The organism is Antricoccus suffuscus, from assembly GCF_003003235.1.
GTDB classification, from domain to species: domain Bacteria; phylum Actinomycetota; class Actinomycetes; order Mycobacteriales; family Antricoccaceae; genus Antricoccus; species Antricoccus suffuscus.
Genome location: NZ_PVUE01000011.1, coordinates 17,490 through 36,862 on the forward strand (window position 1 = coordinate 17,490; position 19,373 = coordinate 36,862).

A 19,373-nucleotide genomic window follows, 5' to 3' on the forward strand; every position below is an offset into this window, starting at 1 on the left:
CATAATCACGGGAATTTCTAGGCTCGGTCTGGCCTGCTGCCGGTCAGGGTGTTTCGCGCGCCGCTGAGCAGGCGCTCCAACGGTGGCTGGACGTTCCACCGCACGGCGCCGGCGAAATCCTTGGCGCGCTCGACCGGCGAGTAGTCGCGCAGCGCGTGTTCTCGGGTGGCTGCCCGGTCGAGGTCATAGCCTGCCGAGGATAGGACAGTGTCGAAGTCGCGACGCAAGGGAGCATGCAGGTCGTAACCGAAGGAACGGTAGACACGGGGAAACAGTGGCTTAAACAGCCGCGCCCGATCGTGCAGCCCAGTCGAATAGGAAAGCCCGTGCTTCGGCCGACTGATGACGTAATCCGGTAAATCGTCGCGGAACGCTTGGCGGACGATCCACTTTTCCACCCCATCGCGGACTTTGAAGGCGCCCGGGATGCGCATCGCCAGCTCCACCACAGCGGGATCGAGGAATGGCACGCGCATCTCGACGCCGTTGGACATGCTGGTCCGGTCGACCCGTTGCAGCTCGGTGCGACCCAGGTTGGCGATCTTGTGAAGAAACAATCGGTGCTGTTGTTCGGAGTCGATGTTGGCGTACATCGGATATCCGCCGAACAGCTCATCGGATCCGTCGCCCCCGATGGCGATCTTGATCCCGCACTCGTGAATTCGCCGAAACAGCGGAATAGAGACTGCAGCGTTAATGATGTCGCCGTACTCGGTCAACTCCGAAGCCTCGATGGCCTCGCGAATCTGTGGGTACCGAATCGACCTTGGTTTGATCTCAATGACTTCGTGCCGGACACCCAACTCCGTGGTGAGTCGGCGCGCGTAGGCCAGGTCTTCGCTTTGCGCGGTGCCAATGGTGAATGCCACGCAGTCGGGATGCTGGTCTACCACATGCTTGAGAACAATCGAGGAGTCCAGGCCGCCCGAAAGAATGACACCAATGGTCAGGTCGGAGTCGATCCGAACCGAGATCGCGTCAGAGATCGCGGCGCGCACCGCCGCGGTCGCTTCGTGTACGTCGACGATAGGCGGCGCGCTGTGTCCGAGTCGTGCCAGATCGACGTGCGGAGTCAGGTCGGATTTGCCGTCAGGCGTCAACCAGCCGTGGTGACCAGGCTCGACCTCGAAGACCGTCGCCCCAAGCCCGGCAAGCGCCTTTATCTCCGAGGCGACATGCCACTGGTCGTTGGCGCGCGCGAAGTACAGCGGCTTGACGCCTATCGCGTCACGCGCTAGATACGTTCGGCCGCTGGCGGGTTCGACAGCGGCGAATGCGTATTCGCCGCGTAACCGGTCGACCGCGTGCTCGCCCCATTCGCTGAATGCTTCGGCGATGACCTCGGTATCTGATTCCGAGCGGAACGTGCGGCCGAGCGCGCCGAGCTCGGCCAGCAAGGGGCGATAGTTGTAAATTTCCCCGTTGTAGCAGAGCAGCCACCGACCGTCATCGAATATCCACGGCTGCACGGCACGCTCACGATCAACGATCGGTAGACGCCGGGTGCCGGCGAGTAGTCCGGGCCGGCTGACGGATTCGCTGACGGTGCCTCGGGCAGCGATCGTTTCCATCATCTGGCCGAACACCGCGAGATCCGAGGTGTGATCTCGCGTTTCGCCGACAATGAGCGCAATTCCACACACTGGCAGTTATCCCATTCCACTCTGGCCGCGCCACATCGCACGCAGCTGCGGGACAAAGCTGGGGTTCACGCAAACGTGCCAGGCCTGACCTTCATCGATCAAGTTGATCTGTCCCTCCGACGCGCGACGACTGAGCACTCCTTCGAGAAGCGTGCCCATGCCGCGGCGACGCATCCATTCCATTTCCACATCTGCCGCCCAGCCGGCGCAATGGGCGCTGGAGGTCGCCGCGACATAGCCATAGGCCCGCAGCTCATCCTGGTACGCCGTACTGCGGGCAATGCTGTTGACCCATAAACGGGGGGACCGGGGCGCGGCCCGAGCGGCTAGCTCAAGAGCGCAATCGTTCAGTAGGGCCACGATCTCGGGTCTGCCGTACGGCAATTTCATGCCGATCGTTGTTGGCGTAAACCCCGGAGCGGTGCGACGTATCGCGGCGCGGACCACCCGTCGCGGGAGGTCCTCGGCCTGTACTCGGAACCGGAAGTGGATTTTATGCCGTCGACGCAACACTCGCAGATCAACCAACTCGTCGCTGCCCGCGACATCGGCATTTGTGACGAAGGCGGCCGAGCGGCCCCACCACATGGCATCGAGCGCTGAAAGCAGATGAACGCGTACCAGTGATGGGATGTCTTGCGCTGAACTGGCGGCCGTCGGCGAGAATTCGTGGATACTGCTGGTCAACTGCTCCGCGGCGAACTGGTGGCCGCGCGGCGACCGCTCCAGCACGTCCTTCAGGATGTTCGAGCTCACGGCCGCCTGGACTTCGCGGGCGGCGTCGCCCGGATCGATAACCGATACGAGGTTGGTGCAGAGACTCTCGATCTCATCACGGTAACGCTGCAACCTACGGGGGTCGCTCAGCGGTTCAGATTGCGATATACCGGGATCGGCCAGCGGATCAGAATTGCACCCTGTCACCCCGTGAGGATCAGCATTTCTCACCGTCACGTGCTATCGCAGCTTGGCGGACCGGCGGATTCGCACATCCCGGTGGACGCGGTAGCAGAGCCGAGCGTTGGCCGAGCATGACGAGAGACGACACTCAGCGCCCTTGCCGTCTGGGCGGGCTTCACCTTGGCTGCCATTCGTTGACAATATCAACATGACTCGGCGTCGTAGCGATGGTCGACTGGCAGTTTGCTATGCGCGTGGATGAGGTTGACCTGAAGCAGTAGGTCACGTTGCCGCAGGATTTTCTCGGGAGCACCGTCCGCCACAAGCTGATGCTCCTCGCTGAAGACGACGCACCGATCGGCAAGTCGGTCGAGACTGTCGAGGTCGTGTGTGGCCAGTACGACGGTCTTGCCCGAGTCGGCGAGCTGCTCGATCAGCTCGGTGAGCCACTCGGAGGTGCGCGGGTCGAGCGCCGCCGTTGGTTCGTCGAACAGCAACACCTCGGGGTTCATCACCAGGACGGTGCCGATTGCGACCTTCTTCTTCTGCCCGCCGGACAGCTGGAACGGCGCGCGGTCGTGCAGGTCGCCGATTCCCAACAGCGCGAGGATGTCGTCGACCCTGGCGGTGACCTCATCGCGCTCGAGGCCCATCTGTAATGGGCCAAACGCCAGCTCTTCGCGGACGGTGGGCGAGAAGACCTGCGCGTCGCTGTTCTGAAAGACAAACCCGACCCTCGACCGGAAGCCGGTGTTCATCTGCTCATCATCGAGCGTGTCTTCGGTGACCGGTGCACCAAATGCCGTATACGACCCGGACGTTGGAAACACTAAACCATCGAGGATCTTGAGTAGCGTCGACTTCCCGCACCCATTAGCGCCGAGCAGTGCGAGCTTCTCACCACGCCGAATCGTGAGACTGACGCCATCGAGTGCAGGGAACTTGTCGAGGTACGAATAACGCAGGTCGGTGCACACCAGGATGTCGTCGTGCGTCGGTTCAGGCACCAAGGACGTGCTCCCCGACCAGCAAGGCGGAGGCGAATAACGCTGCCGCCACGAAGAACGAGAGGTCCGGCACGCCGATGCGGTGCCGGTCAAGAGTCCGCGCATCTCCGCGATAACCGCGCGAGACCATCGCCTGGTGTACCTCCTCAGAGATCACCATCGACTTGCCGAGCAGGCTGCCCGCTGTCGCCGCAACGAATCGCCGTGCGCCGCGGTCTGGCCGCTCGATGCCGACGGTGCGGGCCTTTCTGGCCTCGTACATGTCGCTCACTGAACCGAGCAAAAGGAACAGGTAGCGGTACGCCATCCCGATGATGAGCACGAACATCCGAGGTACGCCGAGAGCACGCAACGCGGCAAGAAGCTTGGTCCACGGGGTGGTGAGCGTCAGCAGTACGACGAGGCTGATTGAGGATGCGACCCGGCACACGACCAGGGCCGCCGACATCAGCCCCTGTTGGGTGAACCCCTCCGGCTGGCCGTTCCAATGCCATAGGGTCAGTACGACGTCGCCGCTGGTGACGATGCTCAAAGTCGCAGGTATCAAGACGATCCCGGTGAAGATCGGCACGAACAGCCATACCCGCTTAATAAAGAAGCCAAGCGGCAGCGCGCTGGTCGCGGCGAGAAGCAGCGTCGCGGCATACAGGGCCAGGAGCCCGGGAATCGTGCGCAGGAACGAACCGGCCACGACCAGTCCGACGAGCGCGACGAGCTTGATCCGTGGATCGAGCCGCTGTAGCAGGCCGCGCTGAGCAGACGTGTCATCGCTGAACATCACTTGCCGCAGAAGGCCTGAGGCGCCGTTAATGGTTTTCTGGACGTAGGAGCCCTTGCGACGTTTGCCGATGCAGCCACACGGGCAGAGCGCGATCTCCCGATTGAGCAGCCAGTCTGGAGTGGGCGCCGTCCGTTCGGCGAGCGCGCTCATCGCACGTGCTCGGAGAGTACGGCTTTGTCCTGGCAGGTCGAGTCCGACGACGGATCAGCCGTACGGCGGCGGCTGATGGCTCTGATAATGATTGCGACCACGAACACGGCCACTCCGATCGCCAGTACGCCGACGACCGCAGACAAGATGTACCCGATCACCGGATGCGCGCCACTGGAGAAGCCGTACCCGTCGAGCAAGGTGTGTTTCCAGAATCCGGTGTACTTCGCCAGGCCGGAAGGGATCGCCTTCAATCCCAGCCCGCCGAGGTTCAGCTTCGATGGGGCGTCCTCACCAAACGCACCTCCCGGCGCCAGCAGCCCAAGCGGCGTCAGAGCCGCCATCAGTACGACGGCCGCGAGGGCAACGTAGATGGGCCGGAGTTTCCGAGGCGTGCGCTCCGTTCGGTCTTCGGGTGAGTCCGGATTGTTGGTCCGCAAGAGGGGCAGATTTGCGCGCTGAAGGTAGGCGATGACGCCACCGGTGATGATGGCCTCGACCACGCCGGCGACGCTCAGGTGAGCGAGCATCATGGCCGGGACGGACTGCGACAGATGGTAGGGCGAATACAGCGGCGTGCCATTCGCGGTGTGGAACAGTAGCGGCTGGATTCCCAGTTCAATACCGCAGGCGAGGGCCGCCGCGTTGATTCCGACGTACCCACCGATTGCGGCCGCGGTGACCCGACGCGTGGACGTCAGCGCGCTGCCCTTTGAGATGAGGCGATAGATTCCGTAGGAGACGAACGGCAGGATGATCGCCATATTGAGCACGTTGACGCCGTACGCCAGTACGCCGCCGTCGCCGAAGAGCAGCGCCTGAAACGCCAATGCCACCGCGACGGCAATCAGTGCCGCCCACGGACCGAGCAAAACCGCGACCAGAGCGCCGCCAACGGCGTGCGCCGTCGTACCGTCTGGGATCGGCACGTTGAACATCATGATCAGGAAGCACACGGCGGACAACATCGCGAGGGTCGGAACTTGCCGTGTCTTGACGGTCTTCTTTATCTTTGCCGATGCGATTGCGGCCATCGGCACGGTGATCGCGAACCCGACCGCGCATGTCGCCGGTGAAAGGTAGCCGTCGGGAATGTGCATCCCGTGACCCCTTCCGCCTGTGTTCTCTCGCACCAATCTGGCTACTGCCAGTAATGTGCAATAACGCTAGTCGGGGACGCGTGAAGTAACCGTTCGGCGCGAAGCGGGTCGAACTACTCGAACACGCCGCGTCAAGGAGTGCGACGTACTAGGCGGTAGGAACTCGGCGGCAGACTACTTGCGGCGTTTGACGCCGAAAACGATGTCGTCCCAACTCGGAATCCGGGGCTTCTTGTCCTTGCCGCCGGTATGCGTGTCTTCCGAATCCGAAGCGTCGGCCGAATCGGACTCGTCGGGCTCGTGCGTATCGGCCTTGTCCGGCAGGTCGAACTCGGCGTGCCCGGTGTCCTCTGGATCCTCGCGCAGCTCCTGACGACGGCCGGCATTGCCCAACTGGCCAGGATCGCTGGCATCGGCGAGCTCGTCGGTGAGGAAGAGCTGCTCAAGAGGCACCTCACGTGGAATGGCCTGCTGAGCGCGCTTACGCGGACGGCGGATCGGCTCGGGAGGCGCTGGCGTGTCATCGCGAACAAGCGGGATCGGGCCGGTTGGCGTCTCATCCAAGGACGGATCGTCGACCGGTGTCGGTACGGCGGACAGCCGCGGCGGTGGCTCGACCATCGCGATGGTGTCCTTATTGCCGGGGAACACGGTGCGGGTCGTGGTGTCGAAGCGCCAATGCGCGGTGACGGTCTTGTCCGGCGCCGACCAGGTGCTGCTGACTTCCCACTGCCCGTCTGGCAGCCGGCGCGCATCCCAGTCGATCGCTTTGTCGGCGTTGCCGCCGATCAGCAGCCGGTCGCTGATCAGCTCGATCAGCGTTGGCTGGGCGGTGTTGGAGTCATCGATACGCACCCGCGCGGTCTGCGCGCGCAACGCGATCTGCTTGCGTTCTTCGAGGACTGGGTAGGCATAACTCATGACGCGTTCGATCCGGATACCGGCGGCCGCCGCGACCGCGTCGGGGGTCTCGCCGGCGCGGATACGGGCCTGGATCTCCTTGGGGCGCAGCTGCGACTCGAGCTCAAGCTCGATCTGGCCCATGCGGCTCAGGTCGCCGCGTGCTGCGGCGCGCAACCGGTCGTCGATCGCGACGACGAAGCGTTCGCCGCTATCGATGGCCTCGGGGACGTCCGGAGCGAGCACAAAGTGTTTGCCGTCTTCAGATAGAGCGACAAATCGAAGTGGACGCATTATTTTCTGGCCTCCCCAAAAGAGGTTTGGTGCACATTGCTTTGCAGGTCTCGGTTGTGCAGGTCTGGTGCGCTGTCGGTAGCTATCTCGGTACGCCGTACGCGCTCGGCAATTGTGTCGTAATTCGTTGCCGGCGCGCGCACTCTGGCATCGGCCAACCTTACGCCGGGAGGGCTTGACGGTCGTAGGTGGCGCGCCGCGCCGACTCGAATTAGCGGCCCGTGGCGCGCGCTCCTGGCAACCCGACGTGGACTGCGGCAGTATGAGGTCAACCACATTTGCACCACCGACCGCGCCCACCGCCTTACCCGGCCTATGCGCGGTATTCGGCGAATCGGAGGATCTGCGATGAGCACGGCAATGACACGTGGTGGCGAGGCGCAATCGGCGTACCCCACCTCGGCGAGCGTCCGGCCGGACGACGTCCTGGACACCCTTGGCAAACACATCCTGGTCGACGGGTTTCACCTGGTCCTCGACCTGGACAAGAGCCACGGGTCGCGGATGGTGGACGCCGCGACCGGGCAGGAATACCTCGACTTTTACACGATGTTCGCGTCCCTGCCGATCGGTCACAACCACCCGGGGATCGCAGGCGACCCGGCCTTTGTCGACTACCTCGGCGCGGTCGCGCGCAGCAAGCCCGCCAACTCCGATATCTACACCACGGCGTACGCGCAGTTCGTGGAAACGTTCGCGCGGGTCCTCGGTGACCCACAGCTGCCGCATCTGTTCTTTGTGGAGGGCGGCGGGCTGGCGGTCGAAAACGCCTTGAAGACGGCCTTCGACTGGAAGAGCCGGCGCAACGAAGCAGCCGGCCGCTCACCGGACCTCGGCACCCGGGTGATGCACCTGACTGGGGCGTTTCACGGTCGCACCGGCTACACGATGTCGTTGACCAATACCGACCCGGGCAAGGTAGCGCGTTTCCCGAAGTTTGACTGGCCGCGGATCTCCTCGCCCGGCGTCATTCATCCGCTCGACCAGCACCGCGACGACGTTGAGGCCGCCGAGCGGCGCGCGCTTGCGCAGGCTCGCGCGGCGTTCGAGGCACACCCGCACGACATCGCATGCTTCATCTGCGAACCGATCCAAGGCGAGGGCGGCGACGTACACCTGCGCGAGGAGTTTCTGCTCGCGATGCAAGGGCTGTGCCACGAGTACGACGCGCTGTTCGTCCTCGACGAAGTCCAGACCGGGCTCGGCACCGGCACGCCGTGGGCCTACCAACAACTCGGACTCGAGCCGGACATCGTGGCTTTCGCCAAGAAAGTCCAGCTTGGCGGGATCATGGCCGGTCGGCGGGTCGACGACGTGGCAGACAACGTCTTCGCAGTCTCCGGCCGGATCAACTCCACGTGGGGAGGCGGGCTAATCGACATGGTCCGCTCGACCCGGATCCTTGAGATCATCGAACACGACCGACTTTTCGAAGCGTCGGCGTTCACCGGGCAGCAGCTGCTGACCGGCCTGCAACGACTCGAAAATGACATCGCGCAGGTCAGCAATGCGCGGGGTCGCGGGCTGATGTGCGCCTTCGACGTACCCGATGGTGCGGCGCGAGGCGCCCTGCTGGAGTCGCTGCGCGAACACGGCGTGATCGCGCTGCCCTGCGGAGAACGGTCGGTGCGATTCCGGCCGGCGCTGACCGTCAGCGCCGAGGAAATCGATGCCGGCCTTGCCGCGATCCGTTCTGCCCTCACCCACTAACGCGCGACCAGTAGAGAGAGCCCCACATCGATGTCTAGCCCATTGAACATTTCCTCCGTCGTCGGCGGCGTTGCCGTCACCGGAGGTGCGACGATCGAGTCGCGTAACCCCGCCGATGACAGTGACCTCGTTGCCACCGTCACGATGGGTGATGCCGGCACCCTGGTCGACGCGGCCCGCTCTGCGCACCGAGCGCAGCAGGCGTGGGCCGACGTACCGGCGCCAGTGCGCGGCCGGGCGATCGCGCACATCGGCCGCGTCGTAGAAGCCAACGCCGAGTCACTGGCCCGGCTGGTCACCCGCGAGATCGGCAAACCATATCCAGAGGCACTCGGTGAAGTCCGCGAGATCATCGACACCTGCGACTTCTTCCTCGGCGAGGGCCGACGTCTGTATGGCCAGACCGTGCCCAGCGAGATGCCCGACAAGCAGCTGTTCACCTTCCGCGAACCGGTCGGCGTCGTCACGGTCATCACGGCCGGCAACTTCCCGGTCGCCGTACCGTCCTGGTATCTCGTGCCCGCGCTGCTGGCCGGTAACACGATCGTGTGGAAACCCGCCGACTACTCGCCGGCCTGCGCGCAGGCGATGTTCGACCTTTTCACCCAAGGCGGGGGACTTCCGGACGGCGTACTCAACCTCGTGCACGCAGACGGGCCGGCGACGTACGACGGCCTCGAACGCTCGCTCGACGAGGGCCTGATCAACAAGATCGGCTTCACCGGCTCCACCGAGGTCGGCTCCCAGATTGGCGCCCTGGCAGGAAAACACCTGCAGTCGGCGTGCCTCGAGCTTGGTGGGAAAAATCCGATGGTTGTGGCGCCGTCCGCGGATCTCGACCTCGCCGTCGAAGGCGCGCTCTTTTCCGGCTTCGGTACGGCGGGGCAACGGTGCACGTCGCTGGGCACCGTCATCGTGCACGATTCGCTGCATGACGAGTTCGTACGTCGTTTCACCGCCGCGACCGAGTCGGCTGCTGTCGGGGATCCCTTTGGTGACGTGTTGTACGGGCCGATGCTGGCGCCGAAGTTCGCCGAAAGGTTTGAGATCTATCTCGGCTGGATCGAAGACCACCACACCGTCACCGGATCGACCGGTCGCGGCCTAATCGGCGCCGACAACCCGCGGGCCGGCTTTGTCGGAGACCCCGAATCAGGAGTCTTCTGTCATCCGACGATCGTCGACGGCGTACGGCCGGAGGACAAGATCTTCCTGCACGAGACCTTCGGGCCGATGGTCGGGGTGACGTCGTACTCGACCCTGGACGAGGCAATCGCCCTAGCCAACAGGCCGGGTTACGGGCTCTCCTCGTCCATCTATACAAGCGATCCCGCCGACGCATTCCGCTTCCGGAAGGGCGTCAAGGCCGGAATGGTCAGCGTCAACAACTCGACCTCGGGAGCGGAGGCGCACCTACCGTTCGGTGGCAACGGCAAGTCGGGAAACGGCAGCCGGCAGTCCGGGGTCTGGGTGCTCGACCAGTTCACCCGCTGGCAGTCGCTCAACTGGGACTACTCCGGGCGACTGCAGAAGGCGCAGATGGACGTCGTGGAGCTGACGCCCAACGACGGCTTCCGCCTCGAATAGCCGATGGTAGGTCAGACCGTTGCGCGCAGTCTCAGGGTGACCGAGCGTGCCGTCTCGCGGGCCGCGTCGTGCGCCTCCTCGAGTTGCCTCTTCGCTAGATCGCGAAGGTCCGCCATCGCTGGGTTTACGTCGGCAAGAGTTAGCTCGGCCTCGATGACATCGAGGTCCAGACCCCACACGTCCTCGAGCATGCGACGCATCCACCCGGTCGCGTGGTCCCAGCCCTCGCGCGGTGTGCCCGCGCCGTAGCCACCGCCGCGCGCGGTCACCAGAAATGCCGGCCGACCGGCCAAAGGCTGAGTGCCGGGTGCGAATCGCGGGTCGGTCGTGACGACATCGAGCCAGGTCTTGAAATGCTGCGAAACGCCGAAATTGTAGAGCGGTACGGCAAAGATGAGGGCGTCCGCGCCCTCGAGCTGGTCGGCCAGCTCTGCTGCGATGCCGGCGGCGGCGACCTGTTCACTAGTGCGTTCGCCCTCTGGGACGGGACCAGCGGACACGGCGGCCGGCCAGACCGACCCGTCGAGGGGTGTGACACCGAGGTCGCGGCGTACAACGTCCGCATCGGCGAGTTCTTCGGCGACGGTCCGCTCAATAGTGTCGGCGAGGGCGCGAGTCACGGAGCCCTCCTGGCGGATGCTGGCATCGAGCCGGAAGATCTTGCTCATGAGTACTCCTAAACGAAATGAATGATCGTATTAACAGATAGTAGAATTTACAGACTATCTATGTCACCAATAATGTTGAAAATGTGATCATCACCGCACTGGGCACCGGTTAGACTTGGGTCATGGTTGAGCCCAGCGCGGAATGTGGAGACGCGACTCCCTGTGACGGCGCGACATCCGCGGACTTCGGCTGGGCGCTAGGGCGGTTACTCCGGGCCTATCTCGACGGAGCTCGCGGAGCGGTGAGTGATCTTCCTGGCGGACCTCGTGGCTATGAAGTGCTCACGATTGCCGCTGGCGGTGCGTGTCGTAATCAAGCCGCGATCGCCGAGAACCTCGGTGTGGACCGCACGGTCATGACCTACCTGATCGATGAGCTCGAGCAGGGCGGCCTGGTCGAGCGCCGTCCCGACCCGTCAGATCGCCGCGCTCGGCAGATTGTCTTGACCAGAAGAGGCCGGCGCAAGTACGACAGGGCGGTGTCGCGGGTGAGCGAGGTCGAGCGTGACGTGCTCGCCGGTCTCGGTGACGTTGAGGCCGCGCAGTTTCGCGATCTGCTGATGCGGGTGACGACAAGCGCGCCAGACGGCCAGAAACACACGGCATGCGAGGTTGCGCCGTAAACACCGCTAACAAGCAGTTCGGCCCCACCTGACGCTGCTTGTGTCACGGAATGTGCGCCTGTATCACCGACCTCGGTGCCACAAGTGCACGGTTGATGCCACAAGCAGGCCAGCGAGCGCCGGGTGGCTAGGGTGGACGGTGCCTGAGTATTGACGAACTGTGAAGGAATATTGCCGTGACTGCACCACCGCGTGAACCGGTCGATCTGCATTTCGAAAACGCTCTTGCGTCCATGTCCCGGCGGACCGACCGCGAGCACCCTGCCGAACCGCGCCCAGCCGACTTGCTGCGGATTTTCGATGCGCAACTCGGCAGTCGACTGCTCGACTTCCAGGCGCGGATCATGCGCGCCGCTGGCGAGGGTTACTACACGATCGGATCGTCCGGGCACGAGGGGAACGCCTACGTTGCCGATGCGTTGCGACCCACTGATCCCGCATTCCTGCACTACCGGTCGGGCGGTTTCTACCTTGCCCGTGCGCAGCAGGTCGACGGAATCGACGGCACCGAGGACGTCTTGCTGTCGCTGGCTGCTTCCGTCGACGACCCGATTTCCGGCGGGCGGCACAAGGTCTTTGGCCGTGAGGAATTGGCGATCATCCCTGCCACCTCCACAATCGCGTCGCATCTGCCGCGCGCGGTCGGGGCGGCATTCGCGATCGAGCGGGCTAAAAAGCTGGGCGTCGAATCCGCATGGCCTCGTGACGCGATCGCTGTCTGCAGCTTCGGCGACGCCTCGGCCAACCACTCGACCGCGGTCGGCGCGATCAACTCTGCCTGCAATATGGCTTTTCAAGGCCTCAACGTGCCGCTGCTTTTCCTGTGTGAGGACAACGGGATCGGCATCAGCGTCAAGACACCGAACGGTTGGATCGCCGCGTCGTACGCCGACCGACCGGGACTGAAGTACTTTTTCGCCGACAGCGCCGACCCCGTGCAGATGTGGACGGTCGCACGCGAAGCTGCCGACTACGTACGCCGCAAGCGCAAGCCGGCGTTCCTGCATGTCTCGTGCGTGCGCTATATGGCGCACGCCGGGTCGGACGCAGAGCTGAGCTACCGTAGCCGGGCCGAGATCGAGGCCGACTATGCGCGCGATCCGCTGCTCGCGACCGCGCAGGTGCTCATCGACAGCGGCGAGCAGACTCCCGAAGAGCTGACGGAGCGGGTCGCCGAGGCTCGGGCGGGAATCGCGCAGATCGCCGACACCGTTGTATCCCGGCCCAAACTCACGTCTGCCTTGGAGGTGATGGCGCCGCTCGCACCCCGACACCCCCGCGTCGTACGCGAGTGGGCTATTTCGGCTGCCGATCCGGAGTCGCGGACCTCAGTCTTCGAGGGAAAACTTCCCGAGGTAGAAGGAAAGTTAACGTTGTCCGCGTCGATCAACCGCGCGTTGGCCGACGGCCTGGCGCAGTACGACGGGATGCTCGTGTTCGGTGAGGACGTCGGCCGCAAGGGCGGCGTCTACGGAGTCACTCAGCGCCTACAGAAGCGATTCGGGGTGGCGCGTGTCTACGACTCCCTGCTAGACGAGCAGTCGATCCTCGGACTCGCGCTCGGCTGCGCGGTCAGCGGACTGCTGCCGGTGCCGGAGATCCAGTATCTCGCCTATCTGCACAACGCGATCGACCAGCTACGCGGTGAAGCGGCGACCCAGCAGTTCTTCTCCGAAGGTCGCTACACCAACGGGATGGTCGTGCGGATCGCCGGATTGGCCTACCAGAAGGGGTTTGGCGGCCACTTCCACAACGACAACTCACTCGCCGCGCTGCGAGACATTCCGGGCCTGGTGCTCGCCGTGCCAAGCCGTGGCGACGACGCGGCGGCGATGATGCGTACGGCGCTCGCGGCCGCAAGGGTCGACGGGACGGTGACGGCGTACGTCGAGCCGATCGCGCTCTATCACGAGCGGGACTTGTTCGAGCCTGGCGATGAAGGGCTGCTCAGTGACTACCTGGCGCCGGGCGACTGGGACCGCGGACACGTGGAGATCGGTCGGGCCCGCTCGTACGCACCGAACGACTTCCCGGAGGAGGCGCTCACGATCGTGACGTTTGGCAACGGCGTACCAATGTCTCGTCGGGTGGCGCAGCGCCTCGTCGACGAAGGGCACGGGGTGCGAGTGCTCGACCTGCGATGGCTTGCGCCACTGCCGGTCGACGACCTGGTCGCCGCGGCGGAGTTGACCGGCCGGGTGCTGATCGCCGATGAGACACGGGCGAGCGGCGGTGTCTCTGAGGCGGTCACGACCGCGTTGATCGACGCCGGTTTCGATGGCAAGATCGCGCGGGTAACGAGCAAGGACTCGTTCGTCCCGCTCGCCGACGCGGCCAACTTGGTCTTGCTCAGCGAGGACGCGATCGAGGACGCCGCCCGCAAGATGCTCGACCAGATTGGGACGGCCCGGGCATCGCAATCCTGATAGGGGCCTCGTGTCCGGGTCGCTGACGTCGGGGATCTAGACCTCCCTCTAGTTCGGTCGCGACGCCGCCGTCAGCGTCTCAGAGGCCCTCGGTGAATCCAATGCGCCACGATGGGTACCGCAGCGTCCAGCCAAGCTCGCGCTTTGCCTTGGCGTTGGAGGCCCCGCGGACCGTCGTCATCATGTTCACTCCCTGCTCACCGAGGAGGGGTTTCGCGAGCCAGGTTGGGACGTGGCGCGGGGGCTTTGCGCCGAGCGTCCGTGACAGCACCGGCAGCCAGTCGGCGGCGGAAGCCGGTTCGTCGTCGACGATGTTGTAGATCCCGGGCGCGCCGTTGTCGACCGCCGTGACCGTCGCGGCGGCGGCATCGATGGCGTGGATGAATGACCAGAGGCCGCCGCCGCTCCCAACGATAGGGAATTTGCGCTGCCGGACCATCTCGAGCATCTCGCTCTCCTCATCGAGCGCGATACCGGTCCCTGGACCATAGAAACCGCCGTAGCGCAAAGCAATCGCTTCAAGGTCCGTTGCTGCGAGGACGGCAGCCTCAACGTGGCGGATCGCGGCGAGCGAAGCGCGTGCCTCCCGGCCGACGTGCGGGTCGTAACCTGCGGTCTCATCGGCGATGGCTGGACCCGTGCGCGGCGCGGGCCAACCGGCGTAGCTCTGGGCTATGAAGCGGGTCACGCCGTTTTGGCGGGACGCCTCGAGCAGGTAGTCGGTCGCCTCGGTGCGCAGGCGGTTGGTCATCGCGAAGTCGCGGTCGAAGTGCTTAGGGTTCATGCCGGCCTTTAGCGACGTGAGCTGGTGGAGGACGACATCGGGCTTTGCCTCCGCGACGGCCGTCATGACCGAGCCGCGGTCGAGGCCGTCCATCAGGACCGGGGACGCGCCAGCTGCGGTAATGGCGCCGGTGTGGGATTCGGTCCGGGTCGTGCCGAATACGGTATGGCCCGCCTCGACCAATGCCGGGGTAAGGCTGTGGCCGATGGCTCCGGTCGCGCCGGCGAGAAGGATGCGCATGGTCTGCTCCTCTTTGGATGCTGTTGTTGCTGTCCACCCCTTCGACGAAATACCCGCTCGATCTGTGACAGGGCGCGTGCGATCGTGGGGTGATGACGGCAATTGCGCAGGCGCACGACGACCTCCGGCCACTGATGTTCTCAATCGCGTACCGGATGCTCGGCAGCGTCGCGGAGGCCGAGGACGTCGTGCAGGAGGCATTCTTTCGGATGACGCGGGCCGAGACCGACGGCGCCACGCCCGTTAATCTCGACGCATGGGCGACGACAGTGACGACGCGACTGGCGATTGACAACTTACGCTCAGCGCGGGTACGTCGCGAGATGTATGTCGGGCCATGGCTGCCCGAGCCGCTCGTCGACGGCCGCGGTCCAATGCTCCCCGTCGCGGAGCCGGCAGCAGGCCCGAGTGAGCAGGTAGAGACCCGCGACGACGTCTCGTTCGCGATGCTCACGCTGATGGAGACGCTGACCCCTGTCGAGCGCGCCGTCTTCATCCTGCGTGAGGCGCTCGGCTACGACTACCCGGCGATCGCGGAAGTCGTCGAGGCGTCAGAAGTGGCCTGCCGTCAGCATTTTTCGCGCGCGCGGCGTTATCTCGAGAGCGGCCGGCCGCGGTTTGAGGCATCTGCGGCGCGGCGTGAGGAACTGGCCGCTGCCTTCCTCGAAGCCGTCCGCGGCGGCAGTCTGCGAGAGCTGGAGGCGCTGCTTGCCGACGACGTCACGTTCTGGGGCGACGGCGGCGGCAAGGCTCCGGCGATCCAGAAGCCGATGCAGGGGGCGCTACCTGTGGCCCGGTTCCTGCTCGGGCTGGTCCGGCGGGGCGACCCGCTCGGTGTGAGTCTGGTGCCGGCCCAAGCAAACGGCCAGCCGGCGTTCCTAACCCTCGGCCCGGCGGGCGAGCTGTACGGCGTCCTGGCCCTTGACATCGTCGACGGACGAATCGTCTCCTTGCGCAACCAGATCAACCCCGACAAGCTCGCGCACCTCGGTGGGGTGGGGGATATCAACTCGCTTTGAGTAGGCAGGTGAAGACTCGCCCGCGATGCCTCGGCCGGCCAGGGCCACACGGTCACCTACGCGTATAAGTACTTCCTGATTCCAGACACGAGACCCCGCGGCCTTACGCGGCGGCGGGGTCTCGAGTCAGACGGGGTCTAGCGGGCGATGGCCTCGGCCATCGCCAGGATGCGTTCGGCATCGCGTACGTGCAGGTTTTCGATCATCTTGCCGCCGACGGTGATGACGCCCTTGCCGGCAGCGGTCGCCTCCTCGAAGGCCTTGATGACTTCGCGCGAGTGCGCGACCTGCTCCTCGGACGGCGCGAAAACACGGTTGCTCGGCTCGACCTGAGTGGGGTGGATGATCGTCTTGCCGTCGAAGCCCCATTCGCGGCCCTGCCGGCATTCGGCCTCGAAGCCTTCGGGGTCGCGTACGTCGTTGTAGACGCCGTCGAGGATCGTCTTGCCCGCGGCGCGAGCGGCAAGCAGCGCCTGCGCGAGGGCCGGCATGATGGGTGCGCGCCCGGGCACATGGACCGAGTGCAACTCGTTGACCAGATCGTTGGTGCCCATCACCAGTACGGCGAGCCGCTCGCTCGCCGCGGCGATATCGAAGACATTGTGGATCGCGATCGGCGTCTCGACCATGGCCCAGATCCGGGTCGTGGCAGGCGCGCCGGCCTTTTCGATCGCCGCCTCGATCTGGCGTACCTCGTCGGCGGTGTTGACCTTAGGCACCAAGATGCCGTCCGGTCCGGCCTTGGCGGCGGCGGTCAGGTCGTCGGCGTGCCACTCGGTGTCGAGCCCGTTAGTGCGGATGATCAGCTCGCGGTGGCCGTAGCCGCCGTCGCGCACGGCCTGGCAGACGCGCTCGCGCGCCTCGACTTTGCTGTCCGGCGACACGGAGTCCTCGAGGTCGAGGATGATCGTGTCGACGTCGAGATCTTTGGCCTTCTCCTGTGCACGGGCGTTGGCGCCCGGCATGTAGAGGACGGAACGGCGGGGGCGCAGATTTGCATCAGTCATCGGGAGTACTCCGGTTATTTCATGCCGTACGACGCGGCGAGTTCGGGATCACGCTCGGCGAGGGCTTCGGCGAGCTCGACGACGACTTGGCACTGCTTGAAAGTCGCGTCGTCCTGCATCTTGCCATCGAGCATGACCGCGCCCGCGCCGTCGCCCATGGCCTCGATGACTCGCTTGGCCCACTTGACTTCTTCGACAGGCGGGGTGAACACGCGCTTGGCGATGTCGATCTGCACCGGGTGCAGGCTCCACGCGCCGACGCAGCCGAGCAAGAAGGCGTTGCGGAACTGGTCCTCACATGCCACGACGTCCTTGATGTCGCCGAACGGCCCGTAGAACGGCAAGATGTCCATCGCGGCGCAGGCGTCGACCATCCGCGAGATCGTGAAGTGCCACAGGTCCTGCTGGTACGTCGTACGGCCCTCGTTGAGGTCATCTCCAGTCGGATCAGTACGCACGATGTAGTCGGGATGACCGCCACCGACGCGGGTTGTCTTCATGCGGCGACTCGCGGCCAGGTCGGCCGGTCCGAGCGACATCCCTTGCATGCGGGGACTCGCGGCCGCGATCTGTTCGATGTTATTGACGCCTGAGGCGGTCTCGAGCAACGCGTGTACGAGGATTGGCCGCTTGATACCGGCGCGGGCCTCAAGCTGGGCGAGCAGCCGGTCGACGTAGTGAATGTCCTCAGGACCCTCGACCTTGGGGACCATGATGACGTCGAGCTTGTCACCGATCTCGGTCACCAGCCGGGTGATGTCATCCAGTGCCCACGGCGAGTCGAGGCTGTTGATGCGCGTCCACAGCTGGGTTGGCCCGAAGTCAGTGGTCTTGCCGATCTTGACCAGGCCTTCGCGGGCGGCTTCCTTGTTGGCGACCTCGATAGCGTCCTCGAGGTTGCCGAGGATGATGTCGACCTTCTTGGCGATGTCCGGGACCTTGAGCGCCATCCGCTCGTTGCTCGGGTCGAAGAAGTGAATCATTCGCGAGGGCCGGAACGGCACCGTGTCGACGGGCATAGGCGCGCCAACAGCAAGGGGACGGAAGAAGGCTCTGGGATTGCGCACGAAACACTCCAAATCATCAGAAGGCAACATTAGAAACGCGACGTCATCGAAAGGTGACATCACCAACGGGCACCGGCCCAAGTATGGCGAACCGGCGATCGCGCCCGAGACCCGGTCCCCGGAGGTGCGTTTCGATGTGGCGAGGGTCCCTTGTCTACCGAACGTCCTCCTTGTCGCGGCTCTTTGGGCCGCACAACGAAGAGGTTGCCGTGACCAGGAGCGCGAAACGCGGCGGACGACTGCCGAAATCAGTCGGCGCTAAAGACGCGGACGGTTGCCGAGTGAACCAGCGTTAGAGGCGCTCGACGATATAGTCGATGCACTTCGTCAGTGCGGCCACATCACTGGGTGGCGTGGTCACGAACATGCCAATCCGCAGCTGGTTGCGGCCGAGCTTGCGGTAGGGCTCGGTATCGAGAATCCCGTTGGCGCGCAGGTGTTTGGCGACCAGCGAGGCGTCCACGGAGTCATCGAAGTCGATCGTCCCGACGACAGGGGAGCGCAGCGCCGCGTCGCTCACAAACGGCCGGGCGTACGCCGAGGCCTCGGCCCAGTCGTAGAGGATCTTCGCCGATTCCGCGGTACGCCGCACCGCCCACTCCTGACCGCCGGAACGCACGAACCAGTCGACCTGGTGGGCGAGCATGAACAGCGTATAGACCGATGGGGTGTTGAGCGTCTGGTCCTTACGGGCGTAGTCCAGCGCGACGGACAGGTCCAATGTCGCCGGGATGAAACGGCCGGTGTCCTTGATCTGGCCGAGCCGCTCGATCGCCCGTGGCGACAGGATCGCGATCCACAGCCCGCCCTCACCGGCGAACCCTTTCTGCGGGGCGAAGTAGTAGACGTCGGTCTGCGACAGGTCGACCGGTACGCCGGCGGCGCCCGAGGTGCCGTCGATGACCATCAGCGCGTCCTCATCTGCGCCGGCCACGCGCTGGACCGCGGCGGCGACGCCGGTCGACGTCTCGTTGTGTGGCCACGCGTAGACGTCGACGCCCGCCTCGGCGACCGGTGCGGACGCGTCGCCGACGTCGGCCTTGATCACGGTGGGGTCGTCGAGGAAGGGGGCCGCGGCGACCGCGGCGGCGAACTTCCCGCCGAACTCGCCAAAACTCAGATGCTGGGACTTCTGCCGGATGAGCGAGAAGGCCGCCATGTCCCAGAAGTACGTCGAACCGCCGTTGCCAAGCGCGACCTCGTAGCCTTCCGGTGCATCAAAGAACTCCAGCAATCCGACTCGGATCAGCTTGACCAGATCCATGATCGCCGGCTGACGGTGCGACGTACCGATGTAGTTCGGTGCGACCTGCGCGAAATCCTCGAGCGCCTCGAACCGGGTGCGACTCGGACCCGAACCAAACCGCCCATCCTCCGGTAGAAGTTCGTCGGGCAGCGTGATGACGCTGTCGGGGGCGAGCGCGGGTTGTTGCGAAGTCATGTGATCCTCGGTGCCAAAGCTGCGGA

Annotated in this window: 16 protein-coding genes; 5 read left to right on the forward strand and 11 right to left on the reverse strand. The window is 64.8% G+C overall.

Going from position 1 to position 19,373, the window contains the following annotated elements; translation table 11 throughout:
* Positions 1-17: 17 nt before the first annotated feature.
* The 6 genes from CLV47_RS13210 to sepH all read right to left on the reverse strand — a co-directional run bounded on the left by CLV47_RS13210 (position 18) and on the right by sepH (position 6,775).
* Positions 18-1,643: an asparagine synthetase B family protein gene (locus CLV47_RS13210; protein WP_106349526.1), complete on the reverse strand. Its 1,626-nt coding sequence runs from the start codon at positions 1,641-1,643 to the stop codon at positions 18-20.
* A 6-nt stretch (positions 1,644-1,649) separates the two neighbouring features.
* Positions 1,650-2,567 (reverse strand): DUF5715 family protein, encoded by a 918-nt coding sequence (locus CLV47_RS13215; RefSeq protein ID WP_146135384.1) that lies wholly within the window; start codon positions 2,565-2,567, stop codon positions 1,650-1,652.
* A 179-nt stretch (positions 2,568-2,746) separates the two neighbouring features.
* Positions 2,747-3,550 (reverse strand): energy-coupling factor ABC transporter ATP-binding protein, encoded by an 804-nt coding sequence (locus tag CLV47_RS13220; protein ID WP_202862570.1) that lies wholly within the window; start codon positions 3,548-3,550, stop codon positions 2,747-2,749.
* Positions 3,543-4,481: a cobalt ECF transporter T component CbiQ gene (gene cbiQ, locus CLV47_RS13225; RefSeq protein ID WP_106349529.1), complete on the reverse strand. Its 939-nt coding sequence runs from the start codon at positions 4,479-4,481 to the stop codon at positions 3,543-3,545. Before cbiQ ends, CLV47_RS13220 begins: the two co-directional genes overlap by 8 nt.
* Positions 4,478-5,581, reverse strand: a complete 1,104-nt coding sequence (gene cbiM, locus CLV47_RS13230; RefSeq protein ID WP_106349530.1) for a cobalt transporter CbiM — start codon at positions 5,579-5,581, stop codon at positions 4,478-4,480. Before cbiM ends, cbiQ begins: the two co-directional genes overlap by 4 nt.
* A gap of 174 nt (positions 5,582-5,755) precedes the next feature.
* Complete coding sequence (sepH, locus tag CLV47_RS13235; protein ID WP_106349531.1) at positions 5,756-6,775, reverse strand: septation protein SepH; 1,020 nt, start codon at positions 6,773-6,775, stop codon at positions 5,756-5,758.
* Between the two features lie 348 nt (positions 6,776-7,123).
* Between sepH and lat the strand changes: the two genes are divergently transcribed.
* Together lat and CLV47_RS13245 are read left to right on the forward strand one after the other, a co-directional pair.
* Positions 7,124-8,485: an L-lysine 6-transaminase gene (gene lat, locus CLV47_RS13240; protein WP_238145441.1), complete on the forward strand. Its 1,362-nt coding sequence runs from the start codon at positions 7,124-7,126 to the stop codon at positions 8,483-8,485.
* Positions 8,486-8,515: 30 nt separating this feature from the next.
* Positions 8,516-10,072, forward strand: a complete 1,557-nt coding sequence (locus tag CLV47_RS13245) for an aldehyde dehydrogenase family protein (RefSeq protein ID WP_106349532.1) — start codon at positions 8,516-8,518, stop codon at positions 10,070-10,072.
* 11 nt (positions 10,073-10,083) lie between these two features.
* On the opposite strand, the gene CLV47_RS13250 is transcribed toward CLV47_RS13245, so the two are convergent.
* Complete coding sequence (locus CLV47_RS13250) at positions 10,084-10,740, reverse strand: FMN-dependent NADH-azoreductase (protein WP_106349533.1); 657 nt, start codon at positions 10,738-10,740, stop codon at positions 10,084-10,086.
* Between the two features lie 122 nt (positions 10,741-10,862).
* On the opposite strand from CLV47_RS13250, the gene CLV47_RS13255 reads away from it, so the two are divergent.
* Together CLV47_RS13255 and CLV47_RS13260 are read left to right on the forward strand one after the other, a co-directional pair.
* Positions 10,863-11,363 (forward strand): MarR family winged helix-turn-helix transcriptional regulator, encoded by a 501-nt coding sequence (locus CLV47_RS13255; RefSeq protein ID WP_106349534.1) that lies wholly within the window; start codon positions 10,863-10,865, stop codon positions 11,361-11,363.
* Between the two features lie 176 nt (positions 11,364-11,539).
* The gene (locus CLV47_RS13260; RefSeq protein WP_202862571.1) at positions 11,540-13,789 is read left to right on the forward strand and encodes a thiamine pyrophosphate-dependent enzyme; all 2,250 of its coding nucleotides are present in this window, start codon (positions 11,540-11,542) and stop codon (positions 13,787-13,789) included.
* Positions 13,790-13,868: 79 nt separating this feature from the next.
* On the opposite strand, the gene CLV47_RS13265 is transcribed toward CLV47_RS13260, so the two are convergent.
* Positions 13,869-14,813 carry an NAD-dependent epimerase/dehydratase family protein gene (locus tag CLV47_RS13265; RefSeq protein WP_106349535.1) on the reverse strand — a complete coding sequence of 315 codons (945 nt, stop codon included), beginning with the start codon at positions 14,811-14,813 and terminating at the stop codon, positions 13,869-13,871.
* A 92-nt stretch (positions 14,814-14,905) separates the two neighbouring features.
* On the opposite strand from CLV47_RS13265, the gene sigJ reads away from it, so the two are divergent.
* Positions 14,906-15,832, forward strand: coding sequence for an RNA polymerase sigma factor SigJ (sigJ, locus tag CLV47_RS13270; protein WP_106349536.1), 927 nt, complete (start codon positions 14,906-14,908; stop codon positions 15,830-15,832).
* 137 nt (positions 15,833-15,969) lie between these two features.
* Here the strand turns inward: sigJ and CLV47_RS13275 are convergent, their stop codons facing one another.
* From CLV47_RS13275 to serC, 3 genes are all read right to left on the reverse strand, one after another.
* Entirely contained in the window at positions 15,970-16,839 is an 870-nt protein-coding gene (locus CLV47_RS13275) for an HpcH/HpaI aldolase/citrate lyase family protein (RefSeq protein ID WP_106349537.1), read from the reverse strand.
* A 14-nt stretch (positions 16,840-16,853) separates the two neighbouring features.
* A complete protein-coding gene (locus CLV47_RS13280) occupies positions 16,854-17,906 on the reverse strand; it encodes an HpcH/HpaI aldolase/citrate lyase family protein (RefSeq protein ID WP_106349627.1) in 1,053 nt (350 codons plus the stop codon).
* 292 nt (positions 17,907-18,198) lie between these two features.
* Positions 18,199-19,347: a phosphoserine transaminase gene (serC, locus tag CLV47_RS13285; protein WP_106349538.1), complete on the reverse strand. Its 1,149-nt coding sequence runs from the start codon at positions 19,345-19,347 to the stop codon at positions 18,199-18,201.
* Positions 19,348-19,373 lie beyond the last annotated feature (26 nt).

Bases quoted from the DNA above. Each gene is read 5' to 3' on its own strand.
- CLV47_RS13275 (WP_106349537.1), bottom strand. From the start codon at position 16,839: ATGACTGATGCAAATCTGCGCCCCCGCCGTTCCGTCCTCTACATGCCG.
- CLV47_RS13245 (WP_106349532.1), top strand. From the start codon at position 8,516: ATGTCTAGCCCATTGAACATTTCCTCCGTCGTCGGCGGCGTTGCCGTC.
- CLV47_RS13265 (WP_106349535.1), bottom strand. From the start codon at position 14,813: ATGCGCATCCTTCTCGCCGGCGCGACCGGAGCCATCGGCCACAGCCTT.
- CLV47_RS13255 (WP_106349534.1), top strand. From the start codon at position 10,863: ATGGTTGAGCCCAGCGCGGAATGTGGAGACGCGACTCCCTGTGACGGC.
- serC (WP_106349538.1), bottom strand. From the start codon at position 19,347: ATGACTTCGCAACAACCCGCGCTCGCCCCCGACAGCGTCATCACGCTG.
- sigJ (WP_106349536.1), top strand. From the start codon at position 14,906: ATGACGGCAATTGCGCAGGCGCACGACGACCTCCGGCCACTGATGTTC.
- CLV47_RS13250 (WP_106349533.1), bottom strand. From the start codon at position 10,740: ATGAGCAAGATCTTCCGGCTCGATGCCAGCATCCGCCAGGAGGGCTCC.
- cbiM (WP_106349530.1), bottom strand. From the start codon at position 5,581: ATGCACATTCCCGACGGCTACCTTTCACCGGCGACATGCGCGGTCGGG.
- sepH (WP_106349531.1), bottom strand. From the start codon at position 6,775: ATGCGTCCACTTCGATTTGTCGCTCTATCTGAAGACGGCAAACACTTT.
- cbiQ (WP_106349529.1), bottom strand. From the start codon at position 4,481: ATGAGCGCGCTCGCCGAACGGACGGCGCCCACTCCAGACTGGCTGCTC.
- lat (WP_238145441.1), top strand. From the start codon at position 7,124: ATGAGCACGGCAATGACACGTGGTGGCGAGGCGCAATCGGCGTACCCC.